The organism is Streptomyces sp. NPDC058221, from assembly GCF_042882365.1.
Taxonomy (GTDB): domain Bacteria; phylum Actinomycetota; class Actinomycetes; order Streptomycetales; family Streptomycetaceae; genus Streptomyces.
Window position 1 is genome coordinate 10,801 of record NZ_JBHVWF010000100.1, and the last position, 20,654, is coordinate 31,454.

Annotated in this window: 18 protein-coding genes; 16 read left to right on the forward strand and 2 right to left on the reverse strand. The window is 70.1% G+C overall.

Going from position 1 to position 20,654, the window contains the following annotated elements; translation table 11 throughout:
* Positions 1-115: 115 nt before the first annotated feature.
* Together ACFVW8_RS27005 and ACFVW8_RS27010 are read right to left on the reverse strand one after the other, a co-directional pair.
* The gene (locus tag ACFVW8_RS27005; protein WP_389694346.1) at positions 116-1,795 is read right to left on the reverse strand and encodes a hypothetical protein; all 1,680 of its coding nucleotides are present in this window, start codon (positions 1,793-1,795) and stop codon (positions 116-118) included.
* 136 nt (positions 1,796-1,931) lie between these two features.
* Complete coding sequence (locus ACFVW8_RS27010) at positions 1,932-4,160, reverse strand: elongation factor G-like protein EF-G2 (protein WP_389694348.1); 2,229 nt, start codon at positions 4,158-4,160, stop codon at positions 1,932-1,934.
* Between the two features lie 284 nt (positions 4,161-4,444).
* Here ACFVW8_RS27010 and pgsA point away from each other — a divergent pair, with 284 nt between their 5' ends.
* The 16 genes from pgsA to ACFVW8_RS27090 all read left to right on the forward strand — a co-directional run bounded on the left by pgsA (position 4,445) and on the right by ACFVW8_RS27090 (position 20,517).
* Positions 4,445-5,125, forward strand: a complete 681-nt coding sequence (pgsA, locus tag ACFVW8_RS27015; RefSeq protein ID WP_389694350.1) for a phosphatidylinositol phosphate synthase — start codon at positions 4,445-4,447, stop codon at positions 5,123-5,125.
* The gene (locus ACFVW8_RS27020) at positions 5,122-6,057 is read left to right on the forward strand and encodes a phosphatidylinositol mannoside acyltransferase (protein ID WP_389694352.1); all 936 of its coding nucleotides are present in this window, start codon (positions 5,122-5,124) and stop codon (positions 6,055-6,057) included. The genes pgsA and ACFVW8_RS27020 overlap by 4 nt, the downstream gene beginning before the upstream one ends.
* Entirely contained in the window at positions 6,054-7,214 is a 1,161-nt protein-coding gene (locus tag ACFVW8_RS27025; protein WP_389694354.1) for a glycosyltransferase family 4 protein, read from the forward strand. The genes ACFVW8_RS27020 and ACFVW8_RS27025 overlap by 4 nt, the downstream gene beginning before the upstream one ends.
* A gap of 77 nt (positions 7,215-7,291) precedes the next feature.
* Positions 7,292-7,837 carry a hypothetical protein gene (locus ACFVW8_RS27030; RefSeq protein ID WP_389694356.1) on the forward strand — a complete coding sequence of 182 codons (546 nt, stop codon included), beginning with the start codon at positions 7,292-7,294 and terminating at the stop codon, positions 7,835-7,837.
* 221 nt (positions 7,838-8,058) lie between these two features.
* Positions 8,059-8,979 carry a pyridoxal 5'-phosphate synthase lyase subunit PdxS gene (pdxS, locus tag ACFVW8_RS27035; protein WP_389694358.1) on the forward strand — a complete coding sequence of 307 codons (921 nt, stop codon included), beginning with the start codon at positions 8,059-8,061 and terminating at the stop codon, positions 8,977-8,979.
* A gap of 6 nt (positions 8,980-8,985) precedes the next feature.
* Positions 8,986-9,579, forward strand: a complete 594-nt coding sequence (gene pdxT / locus ACFVW8_RS27040) for a pyridoxal 5'-phosphate synthase glutaminase subunit PdxT (RefSeq protein ID WP_389694360.1) — start codon at positions 8,986-8,988, stop codon at positions 9,577-9,579.
* A gap of 61 nt (positions 9,580-9,640) precedes the next feature.
* The gene (locus ACFVW8_RS27045) at positions 9,641-10,393 is read left to right on the forward strand and encodes a YebC/PmpR family DNA-binding transcriptional regulator (protein WP_389694362.1); all 753 of its coding nucleotides are present in this window, start codon (positions 9,641-9,643) and stop codon (positions 10,391-10,393) included.
* A gap of 124 nt (positions 10,394-10,517) precedes the next feature.
* Positions 10,518-11,090 (forward strand): crossover junction endodeoxyribonuclease RuvC, encoded by a 573-nt coding sequence (gene ruvC / locus ACFVW8_RS27050; protein ID WP_389694364.1) that lies wholly within the window; start codon positions 10,518-10,520, stop codon positions 11,088-11,090.
* Positions 11,087-11,713, forward strand: a complete 627-nt coding sequence (gene ruvA / locus ACFVW8_RS27055) for a Holliday junction branch migration protein RuvA (protein ID WP_389694366.1) — start codon at positions 11,087-11,089, stop codon at positions 11,711-11,713. Before ruvC ends, ruvA begins: the two co-directional genes overlap by 4 nt.
* A gap of 83 nt (positions 11,714-11,796) precedes the next feature.
* A complete protein-coding gene (ruvB, locus tag ACFVW8_RS27060; RefSeq protein WP_389694368.1) occupies positions 11,797-12,870 on the forward strand; it encodes a Holliday junction branch migration DNA helicase RuvB in 1,074 nt (357 codons plus the stop codon).
* Between the two features lie 164 nt (positions 12,871-13,034).
* Positions 13,035-13,535: a preprotein translocase subunit YajC gene (gene yajC / locus ACFVW8_RS27065; protein WP_389694370.1), complete on the forward strand. Its 501-nt coding sequence runs from the start codon at positions 13,035-13,037 to the stop codon at positions 13,533-13,535.
* 146 nt (positions 13,536-13,681) lie between these two features.
* The gene (gene secD, locus ACFVW8_RS27070) at positions 13,682-15,406 is read left to right on the forward strand and encodes a protein translocase subunit SecD (protein ID WP_389694372.1); all 1,725 of its coding nucleotides are present in this window, start codon (positions 13,682-13,684) and stop codon (positions 15,404-15,406) included.
* A 1-nt stretch (position 15,407) separates the two neighbouring features.
* On the forward strand, positions 15,408-16,517 hold the full coding sequence (secF, locus tag ACFVW8_RS27075) for a protein translocase subunit SecF (protein ID WP_389694374.1): 1,110 nt from the start codon (positions 15,408-15,410) through the stop codon (positions 16,515-16,517).
* The gene (locus ACFVW8_RS27080; protein ID WP_389694376.1) at positions 16,514-17,068 is read left to right on the forward strand and encodes an adenine phosphoribosyltransferase; all 555 of its coding nucleotides are present in this window, start codon (positions 16,514-16,516) and stop codon (positions 17,066-17,068) included. The genes secF and ACFVW8_RS27080 overlap by 4 nt, the downstream gene beginning before the upstream one ends.
* Positions 17,069-17,281: 213 nt before the next feature.
* Positions 17,282-17,713: a hypothetical protein gene (locus ACFVW8_RS27085; RefSeq protein ID WP_389694378.1), complete on the forward strand. Its 432-nt coding sequence runs from the start codon at positions 17,282-17,284 to the stop codon at positions 17,711-17,713.
* 239 nt (positions 17,714-17,952) lie between these two features.
* On the forward strand, positions 17,953-20,517 hold the full coding sequence (locus ACFVW8_RS27090) for a RelA/SpoT family protein (RefSeq protein WP_389694380.1): 2,565 nt from the start codon (positions 17,953-17,955) through the stop codon (positions 20,515-20,517).
* Positions 20,518-20,654: the final 137 nt, after the last annotated feature.

Sequence of the window (20,654 nt, forward strand, 5' to 3'; positions counted from 1 at the left end):
ACCCCCCCCCCCCCCCACAACCCCCCCCCCACCTTGTTGGGGGGGCTGGTTTTGTTTAAACCCCCCCCGCGGGGGGGGGCCCCCGGGGGGCCCCGGGGCCCCCCCACACGGGTTTCTACGCGTCGTAGAGGTCGGCCTTGCGCGGGGTCGGGTCCTGGACGAGTCCGCTCAGTATCGACGAGCGGTTGCCGAAGCGTTCGGTGTCGACGCCGTTCTCGTCGAGCACCTTCATGGCCGCGCTGTGCACCACGCGCAGCACGGGCGTGGCCGCCCGCATCGCGTCGTCGGCCATGAAGCGGTGACGCCAGGGCTTCTCGGCCCAGGCGTGCCGCAGTCCGAAGGGCTCCGGCAGCGCGATCTTGCCGCCGAGGTAGTCCAGCAGCGGCGGGTACCAGGTGAAGGGGGCGCGCAGGGCGAGGCGGACGACCTCGCGCGGCTCGACCAGCGCCAGCGTGATGTCGCGGGTCTCCCAGAACTTGACGGTCTTGTTGACCGTCTTCTTCTTCGCGGCGGGTTTGCTGGTGAAGAGGGAGTGGACGGGGCCGAGCGCGTGTCCGGTGACCTCGATGCGCAGGGTCTCGAAGAGCACCGTGACGGTGATCATCATGGTGATGACCAGCTGGCCGTCCCAGAGCGTGAACTGGACGCCCAGGTAGTGGCGGTCGCCTCCGCCGAACTGCTGGTGGTTGCAGATCCGCTGTATCTCGTGCGGCTTGACCTGGAAGGTGGCGACGTCCTCGCCCTCCGGGCGGGAGACCGAGTCGGCGTTCTCACCGACGGGCGACACGATCCAGTGGGTGACCGAGGGCTTCGGGAAGCCGCCGGTGTTCAGCGGGCCGCGTTCCAGCATCTTGAGCTGGTCGTGGATGACCCGTATGAGATCCCAGCTGCGGAACTGGTGGAACTCCTTGCCGGGGTCCTTGGCCACGAGGTCCTCGGCGAGCTGCCAGCTGCCCCAGCGGGTGCCCATGCCGAGGATGCCCTTGGGGCCGGCGTAGAAGACCGAATTGGACTGCTGCTCGGCCGAGAGCTTCTCCAGGCCCTGCCGGAGTGCCTCGCGGGCGGTCTCGCTCGGATTCTTCGGGACGGCTTCGGGGATCTTGGCGATGACACCGCCGCCGGAGAGGAGACCCTCCCAGCGGGCGCGCATGTCCTGGGCGGACCTTTCGGCGATCCGTTTGGCGAGCCACCATCCGATGACGGGGGCGATGGCCATGGCCCGTACGTAGAGCCCCAGGAATCCGGTGAGGGGCAGTTTGACCAGGAAGAACACCGTGGCGATTCCGACGATCGGCAGCAGGGCGTTGCCGAGGCCGGAGAGGACTTTGTCCTTGGTGTTGGTGAGGGCGTCGCGCAGGCGGAACGTGATGACCCACAGCAGCATTCCGGGCAGGAAGAGGAAGCCGAACAGGGCGGTCACGGCGGTGAGCTTGGTGTCGCGTGCCTTGCGGAGCCGGGACGCGGACAGGCAGTGCTCGACGACGGTCTGCGGATCGCTGCCGAAGGACTGGATGAGGGCCTTCCGGGCGCCGCCCAGCGTGCGCTCCTGGACGGCGCGGGCGTAGGCCTCGCCGAAGTTGGGCTTGAAGTAGTCGGATTTGAAGAGCTTGGAGCGGCCGGCCTTCACTTCGGACTTGTGCCACTCGCTGTTGGCCTTGAGGATCTCGTCCACCGGGGTGTCGCGGTACGCGGCAGAGGCGAGGGCGTTCGTCGCCACCGCCGCACCTGCCGCTCCCTGCAGCGGAATCTGCGCTCCGGGAGAGAAATCGAATCCGTCGGCCACTGTCGCCCCCACTCGCCCGCAAAGGAACCGGTCCTGCGGCTGTTTCCCAACTGCCGTGCCCGGCACACTTTCTGACCAGGGACCACAGCGTATCGTCCGGATCGATACGGTGTCCTGCCCTGTGGACAACCGTGGGTGACGCGACCTGTTACGTCCCGTTCGTGTCGTTCTGTTGCTGTTCGCGCATGCGGTCCGCGAGCTGGGCGGGCATGGCTTCGTGGCGGGCGTACGAGCGGTCGAAGCGGCCGGTGCCATGGGCCAGGGAGCGCAGGTCGACCGCGTACCGGCCGATCTCCAGCTCCGGTACCTCGGCCCGTACGAGGGTGCGGCCGGGGCCGGACTGCTCGGTGCCGACCACCCGGCCGCGGCGGACCGAGAGATCGCTCATCACCGGGCCGACGTAGTCGTCGGGGACGAGGACGCGGATCTCGGCGACGGGTTCGAGCAGCTGGATGCGGGTGTCCGCGGCCGCCTCGCGCAGGGCCAGCGCGCCGGCGGTCTGGAAGGCGGCGTCGGAGGAGTCCACGGAGTGGGATTTCCCGTCCCGCAGGGTGACTCTCAGATCGACGAGCGGATGCCCGGTGACGACGCCCCGGGCGGCCTGGGTGCGGATCCCCTTCTCGACGGACGGGATGAACTGGCGCGGTACCGATCCGCCGACCACCTTGTCGACGAATTCGATGCCGGAGCCCGGTGGCAGGGGCTCGACGTCGATCTCGCAGATGGCGTACTGGCCGTGCCCACCGGACTGTTTGACGTGCCGGCCGCGTCCTGCGGCCGGACCGGCGAACGTCTCCCGCAGGGCCACCCGGTGGGGGACCGCGTCGACCTGGACCCCGTACCGGCCGCGCAGCCGGTCCAGTGCCACGTCCAGATGGGCTTCCCCGAGGCACCACAGGACCAGCTGATGGGTGTCCTGGTTCTGTTCGAGGCGCATGGTCGGGTCCTCGGCCACGAGCCGGGCGAGGCCCTGGGAGAGCTTGTCGTCGTCCGCCTTGCTGTGTGCCTGGATGGCGAGGGGCAGCAGCGGGTCCGGCATGGTCCAGGGTTCCATCAGCATCGGATGGTCCGGGTGGGAGAGGGTGTCGCCGGTCTCGGCGGTGCCGAGCCGGGCGACGCAGGCGAGGTCCCCGGCGACGCACTCGGTGAGGGGGCGCTGCTGTTTGCCGAAGGGCGAGGAGAGCGCACCGACGCGGATCTCGGCCTCATGGAAGGGGCGGGCCTCGTGGCCGGGATCGGTGAGCCCATGGCCGAACACGTGCACAGTGTCGTCGGAGCGCAGGGTCCCCGAGAAGACGCGGACCAGGGAGAGCCGGCCCACGTACGGGTCCGAGGACGTCTTGACGACCTCGGCGACCAGCGGCCCCCGGGGATCGCAGCCCAGGGCGGGGAGCGGGGCGCCGTGCAGGGTGGTGACGGCCGGCAGGGGGCGCTCCGGCGGTGTCGGGAAGCCGCCGGTGATCAGGTCGAGGAGCTCGACCGTGCCGATGCCCTGGCGGGCACCGTCGGCGGCGGGGGCCGCGGTGAGGACGGGGTGGAAGGTGCCGCGTGCGACGGCGCGTTCCAGGTCGTCGAGGAGTGTCTTGATGTCGATGTCCGCGCCTTCGAGGTAGCGGTCCATCAGGGTCTCGTCCTCGCTCTCGGCGATGATCCCTTCGATGAGCCGGCCGCGGGCGTCGGACAGGAGGGCCTGCTGGTCCCCGGCGGGCGGACTCTCCTTCCGCTCCCCGCCGGAGTAGTCGAGGGTCCGTTGAGTGAGCAGCCCGGTGAGCCCGGTCAGCGGGGCATGGCCGTCGGCGCCCTCGGGTCCCAGTACCGGGAGATAGAGCGGGAGCACGGCGTCGGGGTCGTCGCCGCCGAAGATCTCGCCGCAGACCCGCGTCATCGCGTCGAACGGGGTGCGGGCGGTGTCGAGGTGGGTGACGACGATGGCGCGCGGCATGCCGACGGCAGCGCACTCCTCCCAGACGGCGCGGGTGGCACCGGCCACGGCGTCGGCCTCCTGCGCCGCCGAGACAACGAAGAGGGCCGCGTCCGCCGCTCGCAGACCGGCCCTGAGTTCCCCGACGAAATCCGCATAGCCGGGGGTGTCCAGCAGATTGATCCGGACCCCGCCCCATTCGACGGGGACCAGCGAGAGCTGTACGGAGCGCTGCTGCCGGTGCTCGATCCCGTCGTGGTCGGAGAGGGTGCTTCCGTCCTCGACCCGCCCGGCCCGGTTGACCGCGCCCGCGGTCTGCGCGAGGGCCTCGACGAGCGTGGTCTTGCCCGATCCGCTGTGGCCGACCAGTACGACGTTCCGCAGAGAGGAGGGGTGATGGCCGGCCGTCGCTGCGCCTGTGGCGGCCCCGGTGTGTGCGTGTGCCTTGTCGCCCATGGTGTGTGCCTCCCAGATGGTGGCGCGGGGCGGGAGAACCGCCGGCGCGGAGTGGGGTGCACGGGCACGGGGAGCCGCCGCGGCGGCTTCGGCGACGCCCGCGGTACTTCCGAGCTTTCCACTGTGTCCCGGTGCCGTCCATACGTCGCACGCCGCGCCACGGTCCGGGCGGCCGGCCACCCGGATCCGGGGGTGCCCGGACGGTGGAGTTGTGCCGTCGTGACTACGATGGGCCAGCCGGTGGCCGATGGGGCCATGCGGCCCACCGAACCCTCGGGAAGGCCATGCTGAACAAGTACGCGCGTGCATTCTTCACGCGTGTCCTCACGCCGTTCGCCGCACTTCTGCTCCGTCTCGGCGTGAGTCCTGACGCGGTCACTCTGATCGGCACGGCCGGGGTGATGGCAGGTGCACTGGTCTTCTTCCCGATGGGGGAGTTCTTCTGGGGCACGATCGTCATCACGATTTTCGTGTTCTCCGACCTCGTCGACGGGAACATGGCGCGACAGGCCGGTATCTCCAGCCGGTGGGGCGCGTTCCTCGACTCGACGCTCGACCGGGTGGCCGACGGGGCGATCTTCGCCGGCTTCGCCCTCTGGTACGCGGGCAGCGGCGACGACAACGTCCTGTGCGCCGTCGCGATCTTCTGTCTCGCGAGCGGTCAGGTGGTCTCGTACACCAAGGCGCGCGGTGAGTCGATCGGTCTGCCGGTCGCGGTCAACGGGCTCGTCGAGCGTGCCGAACGCCTGGTGATCTCGCTCGTGGCCGCCGGGCTCGCCGGCCTGCACACGTTCGGTGTGCCGGGGATCCAGATCCTGCTGCCGATCGCGCTGTGGATCGTCGCCGCGGGCAGCCTGGTGACGCTGGTGCAGCGGGTCGTGACGGTGCGCCGCGAGTCGGCGGAGGCCGATGCCGCCGCTGCCGCTTCGGCCGCGGCGGACCGGGGGAGCGAGGCCGCTCAGTGAGCCCGGCACCCGGGGACGCGAAGCCCGGCCCCAAGGAACGGCTGAGCGACGGGCTGTACGGTCTCGGCTGGGCCGCGGTCAAGAAGCTTCCCGAGCCGGCCGCGCGGGCGCTCTTCCGCACCATCGCCGACCAGGTGTGGAAGCGGCGTGGCAAGAGCGTGCTGCGGCTGGAGTCGAATCTGGCCCGGGTCCTGCCGGAAGCGGGCCCGGCACGGCTCGCCGAGCTCTCCAAGGCCGGGATGCGCTCCTACATGCGGTACTGGATGGAGTCGTTCCGGCTGCCCACCTGGGACGCCGGACGGATCAAGGCCTCCATCGACGTGACGGACGCACACCGGCTGACCGAAGGGCTGGATGCGGGCCGCGGCGTCGTCCTCGCCCTGCCGCACCTGGGGAACTGGGACCTTGCGGGGGCGTGGGTCACCACGGATCTGAAGGTCCCGTTCACCACGGTCGCCGAGCGGCTGAAGCCGGAGACGCTGTACGACCGGTTCGTCGCGTACCGCGAGGGGCTGGGCATGGAGGTCCTGGCGCACAACGGCGGGACCGCGTTCGGGACGCTGGCACAGCGACTGCGGGCGGGCGGCCTGGTCTGTCTGGTCGCCGACCGTGATCTGTCGGCCTCCGGCGTCGAGGTGACGTTCTTCGGCGACACGGCCCGGATGCCGGCGGGTCCCGCGCTGCTGGCCCAGCAGACCGGGGCGCTGCTGCTGCCCGTCACCCTCCACTACGACGACACGCCGGTGATGAAGGCGCGGATCCATCCGCCCGTCGAGGTGCCCGGCTCAGGTGACCGTGCGGAAAAGACGTCCTCGATGACACAGGCCCTGGCCGACGCCTTCGCCCTGGGCATCGCCGAGCACCCGGAGGACTGGCACATGCTGCAACGGCTCTGGCTCGCCGACCTCGAACCCCGCGGAGACCAGCAGTGAAGATCGGCATTGTCTGCCCGTACTCCTGGGACGTACCGGGCGGCGTGCAGTTCCACATCCGCGATCTCGCCGAGCATCTGATCCGGCTCGGCCACCAGGTGTCCGTGCTGGCCCCGGCCGACGACGAGACCCCGCTCCCGCCGTACGTGGTGTCCGCGGGCCGGGCCGTGCCCGTCCCGTACAACGGGTCCGTCGCCCGGCTGAACTTCGGTTTCCTGTCCGCGGCCCGGGTGCGGCGCTGGCTGCAGGCCGGCACGTTCGACGTGATCCACATCCATGAGCCGACCTCGCCGTCGCTCGGGCTGCTGACCTGCTGGGCCGCGCAGGGTCCGATCGTCGCCACGTTCCACACCTCCAATCCGCGCTCCCGGGCGATGATCGCCGCGTACCCGATCCTCCAGCCGGCGCTGGAGAAGATCAGCGCGCGCATCGCGGTGAGCGAGTACGCACGCCGGACGCTGGTCGAGCATCTGGGCGGCGACGCGGTGGTCATCCCGAACGGCGTCGACGTCGACTTCTTCGCGTCCGCCGAGCCCCGGCCCCAGTGGCAGGGGAGCACGATCGGTTTCATCGGGCGCATCGACGAGCCCCGCAAGGGCCTGCCCGTCCTGATGCGGGCACTCCCCGCGATCCTGGCCGCACGTCCGGACACCAGGCTGCTGGTGGCCGGCCGGGGCGACGAGGAGGAGGCCGTCGCCTCGCTACCGAAGGAGATGCGTGCGCGCGTGGAGTTCCTCGGCATGGTGAGCGACGAGGACAAGGCACGGCTGCTGCGGAGCGTCGATGTGTACGTCGCGCCCAACACCGGCGGCGAGAGCTTCGGCATCATTCTGGTGGAGGCCATGTCGGCGGGCGCGCCGGTCCTGGCCAGCGATCTGGACGCCTTCGCCCAGGTGCTCGACCTGGGCGCGGCGGGCGAGCTGTTCGCCAACGAGGACGCGGACGCGCTGGCGGCCGCGGCGATCCGGCTGCTGGGCGACCCGGAGCGGCGCGCGGAGCTGCGGGAGCGCGGCAGCGCCCATGTGCGGCGCTTCGACTGGTCGACCGTCGGGGCGGACATCCTCGCCGTGTACGAGACGGTGGCGGACGGGGCGGCATCGGTGGCGGCGGACGAACGCACGGGGCTGCGGGCCCGGTTCGGGCTGGCGCGGGACTGAGCCGTTCCGGCTCCCGGGAGGGCCCCCACGCCGGCCGAGGGGACCGGACGGCGCCCGGTCACCGGTAGCCTTCGGCCGTGACCGAAACCCTCATCTGGACCGCCGTCGTCCTCGTCGCGATCGGCCTCTACCTCAGCTGGACCGCCGGCCGTCTCGACCGGCTGCACACCCGCATCGACGCGGCCCGGGCCGCTCTCGACGCGCAACTGCTGCGCCGGGCCTCGGTCACCCAGGAACTCGCCACGTCCGGTGTCCTCGACCCGGCCGCCTCCATCGTCCTGTACGAGGCCGCGCACGCCGCCCGTCAGTCGGAGGAGGAGCACCGTGAGGTCGCCGAGAGCGAGCTGAGCACCGCGCTGCGTGCGGTGTTCGGCGAGCCGGCCCAGGTGGCGGCGGTGCAGGAGATCCCGGGCGGCGAGGAGGCCGCGTCCGAACTGGCCGCCGCCGTCCGCCGGGTCCCGATGGCGCGCCGGTTCCACAACGACGCGGTGCGGGCAGCCCGTGCGCTGCGCCGCCACCGGACGGTGCGCTGGTTCCGGCTGGCCGGACACGCTCCGTTCCCGCTCGCCTTCGAGATGGACGACGAGCCGCCGGTCGCACTCGCCGCACGCCCCGTCAGCTGACGCCCGCGCCGGGGGGAGACCGCCGGTCCGTGGCCTGCCTCATGTGCCCCGCCGGCGGCCCGTGCGCACCGGACACGGCCCCCGCCCCCGCCCGGAGGCCCGGCCAAAACGATCCACCGGCCCCCTATTGGCCCTTGCTGTGGACCGGTGCCGGAGCGTTTGCTCAGCAGTGCACCAAGCCCCTGCACGCTCAGCGTCTTTTCTCCCAGTGAGGTCGATCCGTGTCCACGCTTCCCAGCACCCCGCAGTCCGCTGAATCCCCGGCGACCGGCACCGCGCGCGTCAAGCGCGGCATGGCCGAGCAGCTCAAGGGCGGCGTGATCATGGACGTCGTCAACGCCGAGCAGGCGAAGATCGCCGAGGACGCGGGCGCCGTGGCCGTCATGGCGCTGGAGCGGGTGCCGGCCGACATCCGCAAGGACGGCGGCGTGGCCCGGATGTCCGACCCGAACATGATCGAGGAGATCATCGAGTCAGTCTCCATCCCGGTCATGGCGAAGTCCCGCATCGGACACTTCGTCGAGGCACAGGTCCTGCAGTCCCTGGGCGTGGACTACATCGACGAGTCCGAAGTGCTGACCCCGGCCGACGAGGTCAACCACAGCGACAAGTTCGCCTTCACCACCCCGTTCGTCTGCGGCGCCACCAACCTGGGCGAGGCCCTGCGCCGCATCGCCGAGGGCGCGGCCATGATCCGCTCGAAGGGCGAGGCCGGTACCGGCAACGTCGTCGAGGCCGTCCGCCACCTGCGCCAGATCAAGAACGAGATCGCCCGGCTGCGCGGCTACGACAACAATGAGCTGTACGCCGCCGCCAAGGACCTCCGCGCCCCGTACGAGCTGGTCAAGGAGGTCGCCGAGCTCGGCAAGCTGCCCGTCGTCCTCTTCTCCGCGGGCGGCGTCGCCACCCCCGCCGACGCCGCGCTGATGCGCCAGCTCGGCGCCGAGGGCGTCTTCGTCGGCTCCGGCATCTTCAAGTCGGGCGACCCGGCCAGGCGCGCCGCCGCCATCGTGAAGGCCACCACCTTCTACGACGACCCGAAGATCATCGCGGACGCCTCCCGCAACCTGGGCGAGGCCATGGTCGGCATCAACTGCGACACCCTGCCCGAGACCGAGCGCTACGCGAACCGTGGCTGGTAGTCACTGATGAGCGACACCCCTGTGATCGGAGTCCTGGCTCTCCAGGGCGACGTACGGGAACACCTGACCGCCCTGGCCACCGCTGACGCCCTGGCCAGGCCGGTCCGGCGGCCCGAGGAGCTTGCCGAGATCGACGGCCTGGTCGTCCCCGGCGGCGAGTCCACCACGATGTCCAAGCTCGCCGGGCTCTTCGGCATGCTGGAACCGCTGCGCGAACGGGTGGGCGCCGGGCTGCCGGTCTACGGCACCTGCGCCGGAATGATCCTGCTCGCCGACAAGATCCTCGACCCCCGCTCGGGTCAGGAGACCATCGGCGGCATCGACATGATCGTGCGCCGTAACGCTTTCGGGCGGCAGAACGAGTCGTTCGAGGCGGCCGTCGACGTCGACGGAATCGACGGCGGCCCGGTCGAGGGCGTCTTCATCCGCGCCCCCTGGGTCGAATCCGTGGGTGCCCGCGCCCAGGTCATAGCCGAGTACGGCGGCCATATCGTGGCGGTACGGCAGGGAAACGCCCTTGCCACGTCATTCCACCCCGAACTGACCGGGGACCACCGGCTCCACGCGTACTTCGTCGACATGGTGCGCGCAGCGGGCTGACTCGATCCCGGTAGGATCTCTCGGGTTCGTACGGAATTTGGTGACGCGAAGGAGAAGGCAGATGTCCGGCCACTCTAAATGGGCTACGACGAAGCACAAGAAGGCCGTGATTGACGCCAAGCGCGGCAAGCTCTTCGCGAAGCTGATCAAGAACATCGAGGTCGCGGCCCGCACCGGCGGTGTGGACCCCGAGGGCAACCCGACCCTTGTGGACGCGATCCAGAAGGCGAAGAAGAGCTCGGTCCCGAACAAGAACATCGACTCCGCGGTCAAGCGCGGTGGCGGTCTCGAAGCGGGCGGCGTCGACTATCAGACGATCATGTACGAGGGTTACGGCCCGAACGGTGTCGCGGTGCTCATCGAGTGCCTCACCGACAACCGCAACCGTGCCGCGTCCGACGTACGTGTCGCCATGACGCGCAACGGCGGCTCGATGGCCGACCCGGGTTCCGTCTCGTACCTGTTCAACCGCAAGGGCGTCGTGATCGTCCCCAAGGGCGAGCTGTCCGAGGACGATGTGCTGGGTGCCGTCCTCGACGCAGGCGCCGAAGAGGTCAACGACCTCGGCGACACCTATGAGGTCGTCAGCGAGGCCACCGACATGGTCGCGGTCCGCAGCGCGCTCCAGGAGGCCGGCATCGACTACGACTCGGCCGAGGCCAACTTCCTGCCCACCATGCAGGTCGACCTCGACGAGGAGGGCGCGCGCAAGATCTTCAAGCTCATCGACGCGCTGGAGGACAGCGACGACGTGCAGAACGTCTTCGCCAACTTCGACGTCTCCGACGAGGTCATGGAGAAGGTCGACGCCTGAGTCGCGCCCTGCGCAGCTTCCGTGGACGGGCCGACGGGGACACACCCCGTCGGCCCGTCGCATTGTCAGTGCGAGCCGATAGCCTGCGGGAACAGTTGACCGAACGGCAGGGAGGGGGCGACCCATGCGGGTACTCGGTGTGGACCCCGGGCTGACCCGGTGCGGCGTCGGAGTCGTCGATGGCGTCGCGGGCCGGCCCCTGACGATGATCGGTGTCGGAGTCGTGCGCACACCGGCCGACGCGGAGCTCGGCCACCGGCTGGTGGCCATCGAGCGCGGCATCGAGGAGTGGCTCGACGAGTACCGCCCCGAATTCGTCGCAGTGGAGCGGGTGTTCAGCCAGCACAACGTCCGTACGGTGATGGGCACCGCCCAGGCCAGCGCGGTCGCGATGCTCTGCGCGTCCCGCCGCGGCATCCCGGTGGCCCTGCACACGCCCAGCGAGGTCAAGGCCGCCGTCACCGGCAGCGGCCGTGCGGACAAGGCACAGGTCGGGGCCATGGTCACCCGGCTCCTGCGGCTGGACGCCCCGCCGAAACCGGCCGACGCCGCCGACGCGCTGGCCCTGGCGATCTGCCACATCTGGCGCGCCCCGGCGGTCAACCGCCTCCAGCAGGCACACGCGGCCGCGGCCGCCGCCCGTACCCCGCGCGTCCCGCGCACCGCAGCAGTCCCCGTCCGGAAGGTCCCCCGATGATCGCCTTCGTCAGCGGCCCCGTGGCCGCTCTCGCCCCGACCACGGCCGTGATCGAGGTCGGCGGCATCGGCATGGCCGTCCAGTGCGCCCCGAACACCCTCGCCGGTCTCCGCATCGGCAAGGAGGCCAAGCTCGCCACCTCCCTCGTCGTACGGGAGGACTCGCTCACCCTCTACGGCTTCGCCGACGACGACGAGCGGCAGACCTTCGAACTGCTCCAGACCGCCAGCGGGGTCGGCCCCCGGCTCGCCCAGGCGATGCTCGCCACGCACAGCCCGGACGCCCTGCGCATCGCCGTCGCCACCGGCGACGAGAAGGCACTCACCGCGGTGTCCGGCATCGGCAAGAAGGGTGCGCAGAAGCTCCTGCTCGAACTCAAGGACAGACTCGGCGAGCCGCTCGGCGCACACATCGCTCAGCAGGGCATCGGGACCGCGGTCACCTCCTCCTGGCGCGACCAGCTGCAGGCCGCCCTGATCGGCCTCGGATACGCGACGCGCGAGGCCGACGAGGCGGTGTCCGCCGTGGCCCCGCAGGCCGAGGCGGCCCTCGCGGAGGGTACGCAGCCGCCCGTCCCGCAGCTGCTGCGCGCCGCCCTGCAGAGCCTCAACCGCGCGCGCTGAGCGCCCCGGCAGGGCGCCCTTCTCCACCCCCGGCCGGGCACCGCGCGGCCCGGCACCGAAACACCCGAGGCGGGACTGACGAGATGAACTGGGACGAGACCGGACCCGACACCGACGAGCTGGTCGACGAGCGGCTGGTCGACGGCGGCGCGGACGGGGAGGACACCGCCGTCGAGGCGGCCCTGCGGCCCAAGGACCTCGACGAGTTCGTCGGCCAGGAGACGGTGCGCGAACAGCTCGACCTGGTCCTCAAGGCGGCCCGCGCCCGTGGCGCCACCGCCGACCACGTGCTGCTCTCCGGCGCCCCCGGCCTGGGCAAGACCACCCTCTCCATGATCATCGCCGCCGAGATGAACGCGCCGATCCGGATCACCTCGGGACCCGCCATCCAGCACGCGGGCGACCTGGCGGCGATCCTGTCCTCGCTCCAGGAGGGCGAGGTCCTCTTCCTCGACGAGATCCACCGCATGTCCCGGCCCGCCGAGGAGATGCTCTACATGGCGATGGAGGACTTCCGGGTCGACGTGATCGTCGGCAAGGGGCCGGGGGCCACCGCCATCCCGCTGGAACTGCCGCCCTTCACCCTGGTCGGCGCCACCACCAGGGCCGGGCTCCTGCCGCCCCCGCTGCGCGACCGCTTCGGATTCACCGGGCACATGGAGTTCTACGCCCCGGTCGAACTGGAAAGGGTGATTCACCGCTCGGCCGGCCTCCTCGACGTCGAGATCGATGTCGAGGGCGCAGCGGAGATCGCTGGGCGCTCCCGCGGCACGCCCCGGATCGCCAACCGGCTGCTGCGCCGCGTCCGGGACTACGCCCAGGTCAAGGCCGAGGGCAGGATCGACCGGGACATCGCAGCGGCGGCCCTGAAGGTGTACGAAGTCGACGCCCGCGGCCTCGACCGGCTGGACCGGGCCGTGCTCGGGGCCCTGATGAAACTTTTCGGCGGCGGTCCGGTCGGCCTCTCCACGCTCGCGGTCGCCGTGGGGGAGGAGCGCGAGACGGTCGAGGAGGTCGCCGAGCCCTTCCTGGTGCGCGAGGGACTGCTGGCCAGGACGCCGCGGGGGCGGGTCGCCACCCCGGCCGCCTGGGCCCACCTCGGGCTGGTTCCGCCGCAGCACGGCGGAAAGGGACAACAGGGCCTGTTCGGGGCGTGATGCATCACAGGTTGGCCTGCAGAGGAACCCGGGTGCCATGCTGGGCGTTGTTCCATCGATGCGGACTCGCTTAGACTCCGCCGATGCCGCCCTTAAAGGTCGGTGTACCCACCCCCGTAGACCAGGCCGCTTTCCAGTGCGGTCGTGCGAAGGAAACTCGTCCCGTGAATCCCGTGACTCTCCTCCCCTTCATCGTGCTCATCGGGGCCATGTTCCTGATGACGCGGTCCGCCAAGAAGAAGCAGGCGGCGGCTGCGAACATGCGCAATGAAATGCAGCCCGGTACCGGCGTCCGGACGATCGGGGGCATGTACGCCACCGTCAAGGAGCTTCACGACGACTCGGTCCTCCTTGAGATCGCTCCCGGCGTCCACGCCGTCTACGCCAAGAACTCCATCGGTGCCGTCCTCGACGACGCGGAGTACAACCGCATCGTCCACGGCGACGACGAGGAAGAGCTCGACGTCGACGGCGCGGTCGTGCCCGACGACGCCTCCTCGCTGACCGAGCTCGACGACGCACACGAAGACGCCGACGCTGACGACGACGCCGAAGCGAAGATCGACCTGGGCAAGAAGGCCGAGGCGGACGACGCCGAGCCGGCCGAGAGCCAGGCCGACAAGAAGTCCGACGGCAAGTCCGACGGCGAGGCCGACGCGAAGTAGCTCACGACCCGGGGATGCCGTGAGCCCACTGGCATCCGGCGATCCCCGGACCGTGCGGTCTTCTGCGGGGGCGGGTCCCCACTACACTTCGTGGCCGCTTGGGCGCGTACCCGGCGCGGGGCGGTTGGACAGGGAGAAACGAAAAGGTGGCAGCACCGAAGAAGGGCCGAGGGCCGGCCGGCGGTCAGGGCAGGCCGGGGCGTGCCCTGGCTCTGATCCTGATCGCCATGGTCGCGCTCACCGGCGGGATGTTCCTGGCCCACCAGCCGACGCCGCGACTCGGCATCGACCTCGCGGGCGGTACGTCCATCACGCTCGAGGCGAAGGCCGAGCCGGGCCAGGAAAAGGCGGTCAACAAGACCAACATGGACACCGCGGTCCAGATCATGGAACGCCGCGTCAACGGTCTTGGTGTCTCCGAAGCCGAAGTCCAGACCCAGGGCGAGCGCAACATCATCGTCAACATCCCCAAGGGCACGAACTCCGCCCAGGCCCGGAAGCAGGTCGGTACGACGGCCAAGCTCTACTTCCGGCCTGTGCTGACCGCCGCCCAGGGGACGCCCACCCCGGCGCCCAGCGCCTCGTCCTCGGACAAGGCCAGCCCGTCCACGAAGCCGAGCGCCTCCGCCTCCGACAAGGCGTCCAGCTCGTCGACGAAGCCGAGCGCGAGTGCCACCACCCAGGGCCGCGCGGTCACCGGCGCCCTGAAGGCCGACTCCTCTCCGACGCCCAAGGCGAGCGGCAGCCCGACGGCCTCCGCCGAGGACCAGGCGGCCGCCGCCAAGCTGCAGAAGCAGTTCGAGGCGCTCGACTGCTCCACCAAGGCCTCCCGTTCCAAGGCGTCCAAGGGAGCCAAGCCCTCCGACACGGTGGTCGCGTGTGAACAGGACGGCACCGCCAAGTACGTGCTCGGCCCGGCCGAGGTGTCCGGCACCGACGTGGACAGTGCCAAGGCGGCGATCAACCAGCAGACCGGTCAGTGGATCGTCCAGATGGAGTTCACCGGCGGTGGCGCCAAGAAGTTCCAGAAGACGACCAGCAAGCTCGCCGCTCAGCAGTCGCCGCAGAACCAGTTCGCCATCGCGCTCGATGGCGAAGTCGTCTCGGCTCCCTCGGTGCAGGCGGCGCTGAGCGCCAGCGCCGAGATCTCCGGCAGCTTCACCCAGCAGTCCGCCGAGGACCTGGCCAACGTGCTGTCCTACGGTGCGCTCCCGCTCTCCTTCCAGGAGCAGAGCGTCACCACCGTCACCGCCGCCCTCGGCGGCGAGCAGCTGAAGGCCGGCCTGATCGCCGGTGCCATCGGCCTGGCCCTCGTGGTCATCTACCTGGTGGCCTACTACCGCGGACTGGCGCTCATCGCGCTCCTCAGCCTTCTGGTCTCGGGCATCCTGACCTACACGCTCATGTCGCTCCTGGGCCCGGCCATCGGATTCGCGCTGAACCTGCCCGCTGTCTGTGGTGCCATCGTCGCGATCGGTATCACAGCGGACTCGTTCATCGTGTACTTCGAACGCATCCGGGACGAGATCCGGGAGGGCCGCACGCTGCGCCCGGCCGTCGAGCGCGCCTGGCCGCGGGCCCGGCGCACCATCCTCGTCTCCGACTTCGTGTCGTTCCTGGCCGCCGCGGTGCTGTTCGTCGTCACGGTCGGCAAGGTCCAGGGCTTCGCGTTCACGCTGGGTCTCACCACCCTGCTCGACGTGGTCGTGGTGTTCCTCTTCACGAAGCCCGTCATGACGCTCATGGCCCGCAAGAAGTTCTTCGCGAGTGGTCACCCGTGGTCCGGACTGGATCCGAAGCGGCTCGGCGCCAAGCCGCCGCTGCGTCGTTCGCGCCGTGTCAACGCCCCCACCGACCCGAAGGAGGCGTGAGATGTCGCGACTCGGCAACATCGGCGCCCGTCTCTACCGCGGCGAGGTCGGCTACGACTTCATCGGCAAGCGCAAGATCTGGTACGGCATCTCGATCCTGATCACCATCACGGCCATTGTCGGCCTGGCGGTCAGCGGCCTGAACATGGGCATCGAGTTCAAGGGCGGCGCCGTCTTCACCGCACCGAAGACGAGCGTCTCGGTCTCCCGTGCGGAAGAGGTCGCGACGGAGGCCTCCGGGCACCAGGCCATCGTCCAGAAGCTGGGCAACGGCGGTCTGCGTATCCAGATCACCGAGGTCGACACCGCGAAGTCGGACCAGATCAAGAACCAGCTCTCCAAGGACCTCGACGTTCCGGCGGAGAAGATCGCCGCCGACCTGGTCGGCCCCAGCTGGGGTGAGCAGATCGCCAACAAGGCCTGGACCGGCCTCGGCATCTTCATGGTCCTCGTGGTGATCTACCTGGCCATCGCGTTCGAGTGGCGGATGGCGATCGCGGCCCTGGTCGCGCTGATTCACGACATCACCATCACGGTCGGCATCTACGCCCTGGTCGGCTTCGAGGTCACTCCGGGCACCGTGATCGGTCTGCTGACGATCCTCGGTTACTCCCTCTACGACACAGTCGTCGTCTTCGACAGCCTCAAGGAGGGCACGAAGGGGATCACCAAGCAGACCCGGTGGACGTACAGCGAGATCGCCAACCGCTCCATCAACGGCACGCTGGTCCGCTCGATCAACACCACGGTCGTCGCCCTGCTGCCGGTCGCCGGGCTGCTGTTCATCGGTGGCGGTGTTCTCGGCGCGGGCGTGCTGAACGACATCTCGCTGGCGCTCTTCGTCGGCCTCGCCGCCGGTGCGTACTCCTCGATCTTCATCGCCACTCCGCTCGTCGCCGACCTCAAGGAACGCGACCCGCAGATGAAGGCGCTGAAGAAGCGGGTCCTCGCCAAGCGCGCGGCGGCCGCCGCCAAGGGCGAGCTCAACGAGGCCGAGCAGGAGGACGAGCGCACCCCCCGGACCCAGGACGCAGCCCCGGCCGGGGCGGTCGTCGGCCAGCGCCAGCAGCCCCCCAGGGGCCACGGCCGGACCCCGGGGAAGCGCCGATGACCAGCAGCACCACCGCGAGCACGAGGGACCTCCTGCTCAGCCGGATCCGTGACGTGGCGGACTACCCGAAGCCGGGCGTGATGTTCAAGGACATCACCCCGCTGCTCGCGGACCCGGTGGCCTTCACCGCCCTGACCGACGCGCTCGCGGAGCTGTGCGTACGGCACGGCGCCACGAAGATCGTCGGTCTGGAGGCCCGCGGCTTCATCCTGGCCGCACCGGTCGCGGTCCGCGCCGGGCTCGGCTTCGTCCCCGTCCGCAAGGCCGGGAAGCTGCCGGGCGCCACGCTCGGCCAGACGTACGAGCTGGAGTACGGCACCGCCGAGATCGAGATCCACGCAGAGGACCTGTCAGCCGACGACCGGATCATGGTCATCGACGACGTCCTGGCCACCGGCGGGACCGCCGGTGCCTCGCTGGAACTGATCCGGCGGGCCGGAGCCCGGGTCGCCGGCGTCTCGGTCCTCATGGAGCTGGGCTTTCTGTCCGGCCGGGCCCGCCTGGAGGAGAGCCTGCAGGGCGCTCCGCTGGAGGCTCTGATCACCGTCTGACCTGCTGTCGGTCCGTGGCCGGCACACGCACCACGTATACCGAAGAGGGCACTCGGAAGGCGATCCGGGTGCCCTCTTGGCGTGCCGGCGCGGGCGCAGAACCGCTTTTCGGCCGATTTCCGTGCCATGCGCCCAAACGGAGGGGCAAGCGAACTGCTGTCTGATTGGATCTTGGTGGTGCCACTGACCAGGCATCCCGACAGAAGGAATCCGATGACAGTCTCAATCTCACGCACGTTTGCTCTGGGAGCGGTATCCGCGCTCTCCTTCGCGGCCATCGCCATGGGGGCGGCGCCTGCCGGAGCGACCCCCGCCGAGGCGACCGTCGCCGCTGCTCCGGCCGGTGTCAGTGCGACGGGCATCTGCTCGGGCTGGAAGAACGCAGGGGGAGTCCCGGGGAAGTGGACGACCGTCAACGACGGCTGTGCCCACTTCGGCGCCAAGGGCATGAAGATGGCCTACGGCTGGAAGGTCTTCAAGGGCGGCAGCGTCTGTGTGAAGGTCAAGGGCTTCAACGCCAAGGGGAAGAAGACCTGGTACAACGCGGGCTGCGGGAAGACCGGATCGGTCAAGGCGCCGTGGGGGAACGTCGCAGCCAAGAAGGAAATGCAGATCAAGGGCGGCGCGCTGCTTCGCTGGAACTGAAAGGCGGCCGATTCCGCGTTTCACGGCGCCTGTAGGCGGGCGTCCGGCCCCGGGCTGATCATGGACTGAGCGAGCTTGTCGGGCCGAACGCAGCCGCAGCCCTCGCACCGAAGGGGCACCCGGGAACAACCGGGTGCCCCCTTCGTGTTGTGAGGGCTCTCACGGTCCCCGGGGGAGGAGCGGCCGCAGGGTCGTTACGATGGCCTTTCCGGGTGTCCGGATCCGCACGAGGAGCGCTCTTGCCAGACGAGGCCCAGCCAGTCGCCGCCCCGCAGCCCGACAAGCCCGCGGCGGCCCCAGCCACGCCCGCGAAGCAGCAGCCCGCGGAGAAGCCGAAGCCCCCGGCACCGGAGCCCGGCTCGGGCCCCGCCCCGGCGGAGGCGAACGGGCCCGCGCCCGCATCCCCCGCTCAGCCGACCGCGCCCGCCTCGCCGCCCCCGACGGCACCCAAGCCCCCCGCGAAGCCCGCGACGGCCGCGCCCGCGGGCCCGGCCGCCCGCACCGGCGGCGGCTCATCCAACCGTGTCCGGGCGAGGCTGGCGCGACTCGGCGTCCAGCGCTCCAGCCCGTACAACCCGGTGCTGGAACCGCTGCTGCGCACCGTGCGGAGCAACGATGCCAAGATCGAGACCTCCACGCTGCGCCAGATCGAGCGCGCCTACCAGGTCGCCGAGCGCTGGCACCGCGGTCAGAAGCGCAAGAGCGGCGACCCGTACATCACCCACCCGCTCGCCGTGACCACGATCCTGGCCGAGCTGGGGATGGATCCGGCCACTCTGATGGCGGGGCTGCTGCACGACACGGTCGAGGACACCGAGTACGGCCTGGACACCCTGCGCCGCGACTTCGGCGACCAGGTCGCTCTGCTGGTCGACGGCGTCACCAAGCTGGACAAGGTCAAGTTCGGGGAGGCCGCGCAGGCGGAGACCGTGCGCAAGATGGTCGTCGCGATGGCCAAGGACCCCAGGGTGCTGGTCATCAAGCTCGCCGACCGGCTGCACAATATGCGCACCATGCGGTACCTCAAGCGGGAGAAGCAGGAGAAGAAGGCCCGCGAGACGCTGGAGATCTACGCCCCGCTGGCCCACCGCCTGGGCATGAACACCATCAAGTGGGAGCTGGAGGACCTCGCCTTCGCGATCCTCTACCCGAAGATGTACGACGAGATCGTCCGCCTCGTCGCCGAGCGGGCCCCCAAGCGCGACGAATACCTCGCCATAGTGACCGACGAGGTCCAGTCCGACCTGCGCGCCGCCCGTATCAAGGCCACCGTCACCGGCCGGCCGAAGCACTACTACAGCGTCTACCAGAAGATGATCGTCCGCGGCCGGGACTTCGCCGAGATCTACGACCTGGTGGGCATCCGGGTGCTCGTCGACACGGTCCGCGACTGCTACGCGGCGCTCGGCACCGTCCATGCGCGATGGAATCCGGTCCCCGGCCGGTTCAAGGACTACATCGCGATGCCCAAGTTCAACATGTACCAGTCGCTGCACACCACGGTGATCGGTCCCAGCGGCAAGCCCGTCGAGCTGCAGATCCGTACGTTCGACATGCACCGCCGCGCCGAGTACGGCATCGCCGCGCACTGGAAGTACAAGCAGGAGGCCGTCGCGGGCGCCTCCAAGGTGCGCACCGACGTCCCCAAGAACACCGGCCGCGGCCAGGACACGGTCAACGACATGGCGTGGCTGCGCCAGCTCCTGGACTGGCAGAAGGAGACGGAGGACCCCAGCGAGTTCCTGGAGTCCCTGCGTTTCGACCTCTCGCGCAACGAGGTCTTCGTCTTCACACCGAAGGGCGACGTCATAGCGCTCCCCGCGGGGGCGACACCGGTCGACTTCGCGTACGCCGTCCATACGGAGGTCGGCCACCGGACCATAGGGGCACGGGTCAACGGGCGGCTGGTACCGCTCGAATCCACTCTCGACAACGGCGACCTGGTGGAGGTCTTCACCTCCAAGGCGGCCGGTGCGGGGCCGTCCCGCGACTGGCTCGGCTTCGTCAAGTCACCGCGGGCACGCAACAAGATCCGCGCCTGGTTCTCCAAGGAGCGCCGGGACGAGGCGATCGAGCAGGGCAAGGACGCCATCGCGCGGGCCATGCGCAAGCAGAACCTGCCGATTCAGCGGATCCTGACCGGTGACTCACTGGTCACCCTCGCGCACGAGATGCGCTATCCCGACATCTCGTCCCTGTACGCCGCGATCGGCGAGGGACATGTGGCGGCGGCCGGTGTCGTGCAGAAGCTGGTGCAGGCGCTCGGCGGCGAGGACGCGGCCAACGAGGACCTGGCCGAGAGCTCCCCGCCGTCGCACGGCCGCAACAAGCGCCGGGCCAAGGCGGACCCCGGTGTGGTCGTCAAGGGCGTCGAGGACGTCTGGGTCAAGCTGGCCCGCTGTTGTACGCCCGTTCCCGGTGACCCGATCATCGGATTCGTGACCCGGGGGAGCGGGGTCTCCGTCCACCGCGCGGACTGCGTCAACGTCGACTCGCTCTCGCAGCAGCCGGAGCGGATCCTCGAGGTCGAATGGGCTCCCACCCAGTCCTCGGTCTTCCTCGTCGCCATCCAGGTCGAGGCGCTCGACCGGTCCAGGCTCCTCTCGGACGTCACGCGGATCCTGTCCGACCAGCACGTCAACATCCTGTCCGCGGCGGTGCAGACCTCGCGCGACCGGGTGGCCACCTCGCGCTTCACCTTCGAGATGGGCGACCCGAAGCACCTGGGCCACGTCCTGAAGGCTGTACGCGGCGTGGAGGGCGTCTACGACGTCTACCGGGTGACCTCGGCCCGTCGGCCCTGACCGGGGCCCTGTGGCCCGCCCTGCAGCCCCTCGCACGACTGTGCGGGGGGGTGCCCCTATGGGTTTGGTCAAGCTGATCGGGCGGGTTGGGGCTCGTAGAAGGTGCCGTCGCGGAGCATCGCAAAGAGGACATCGGC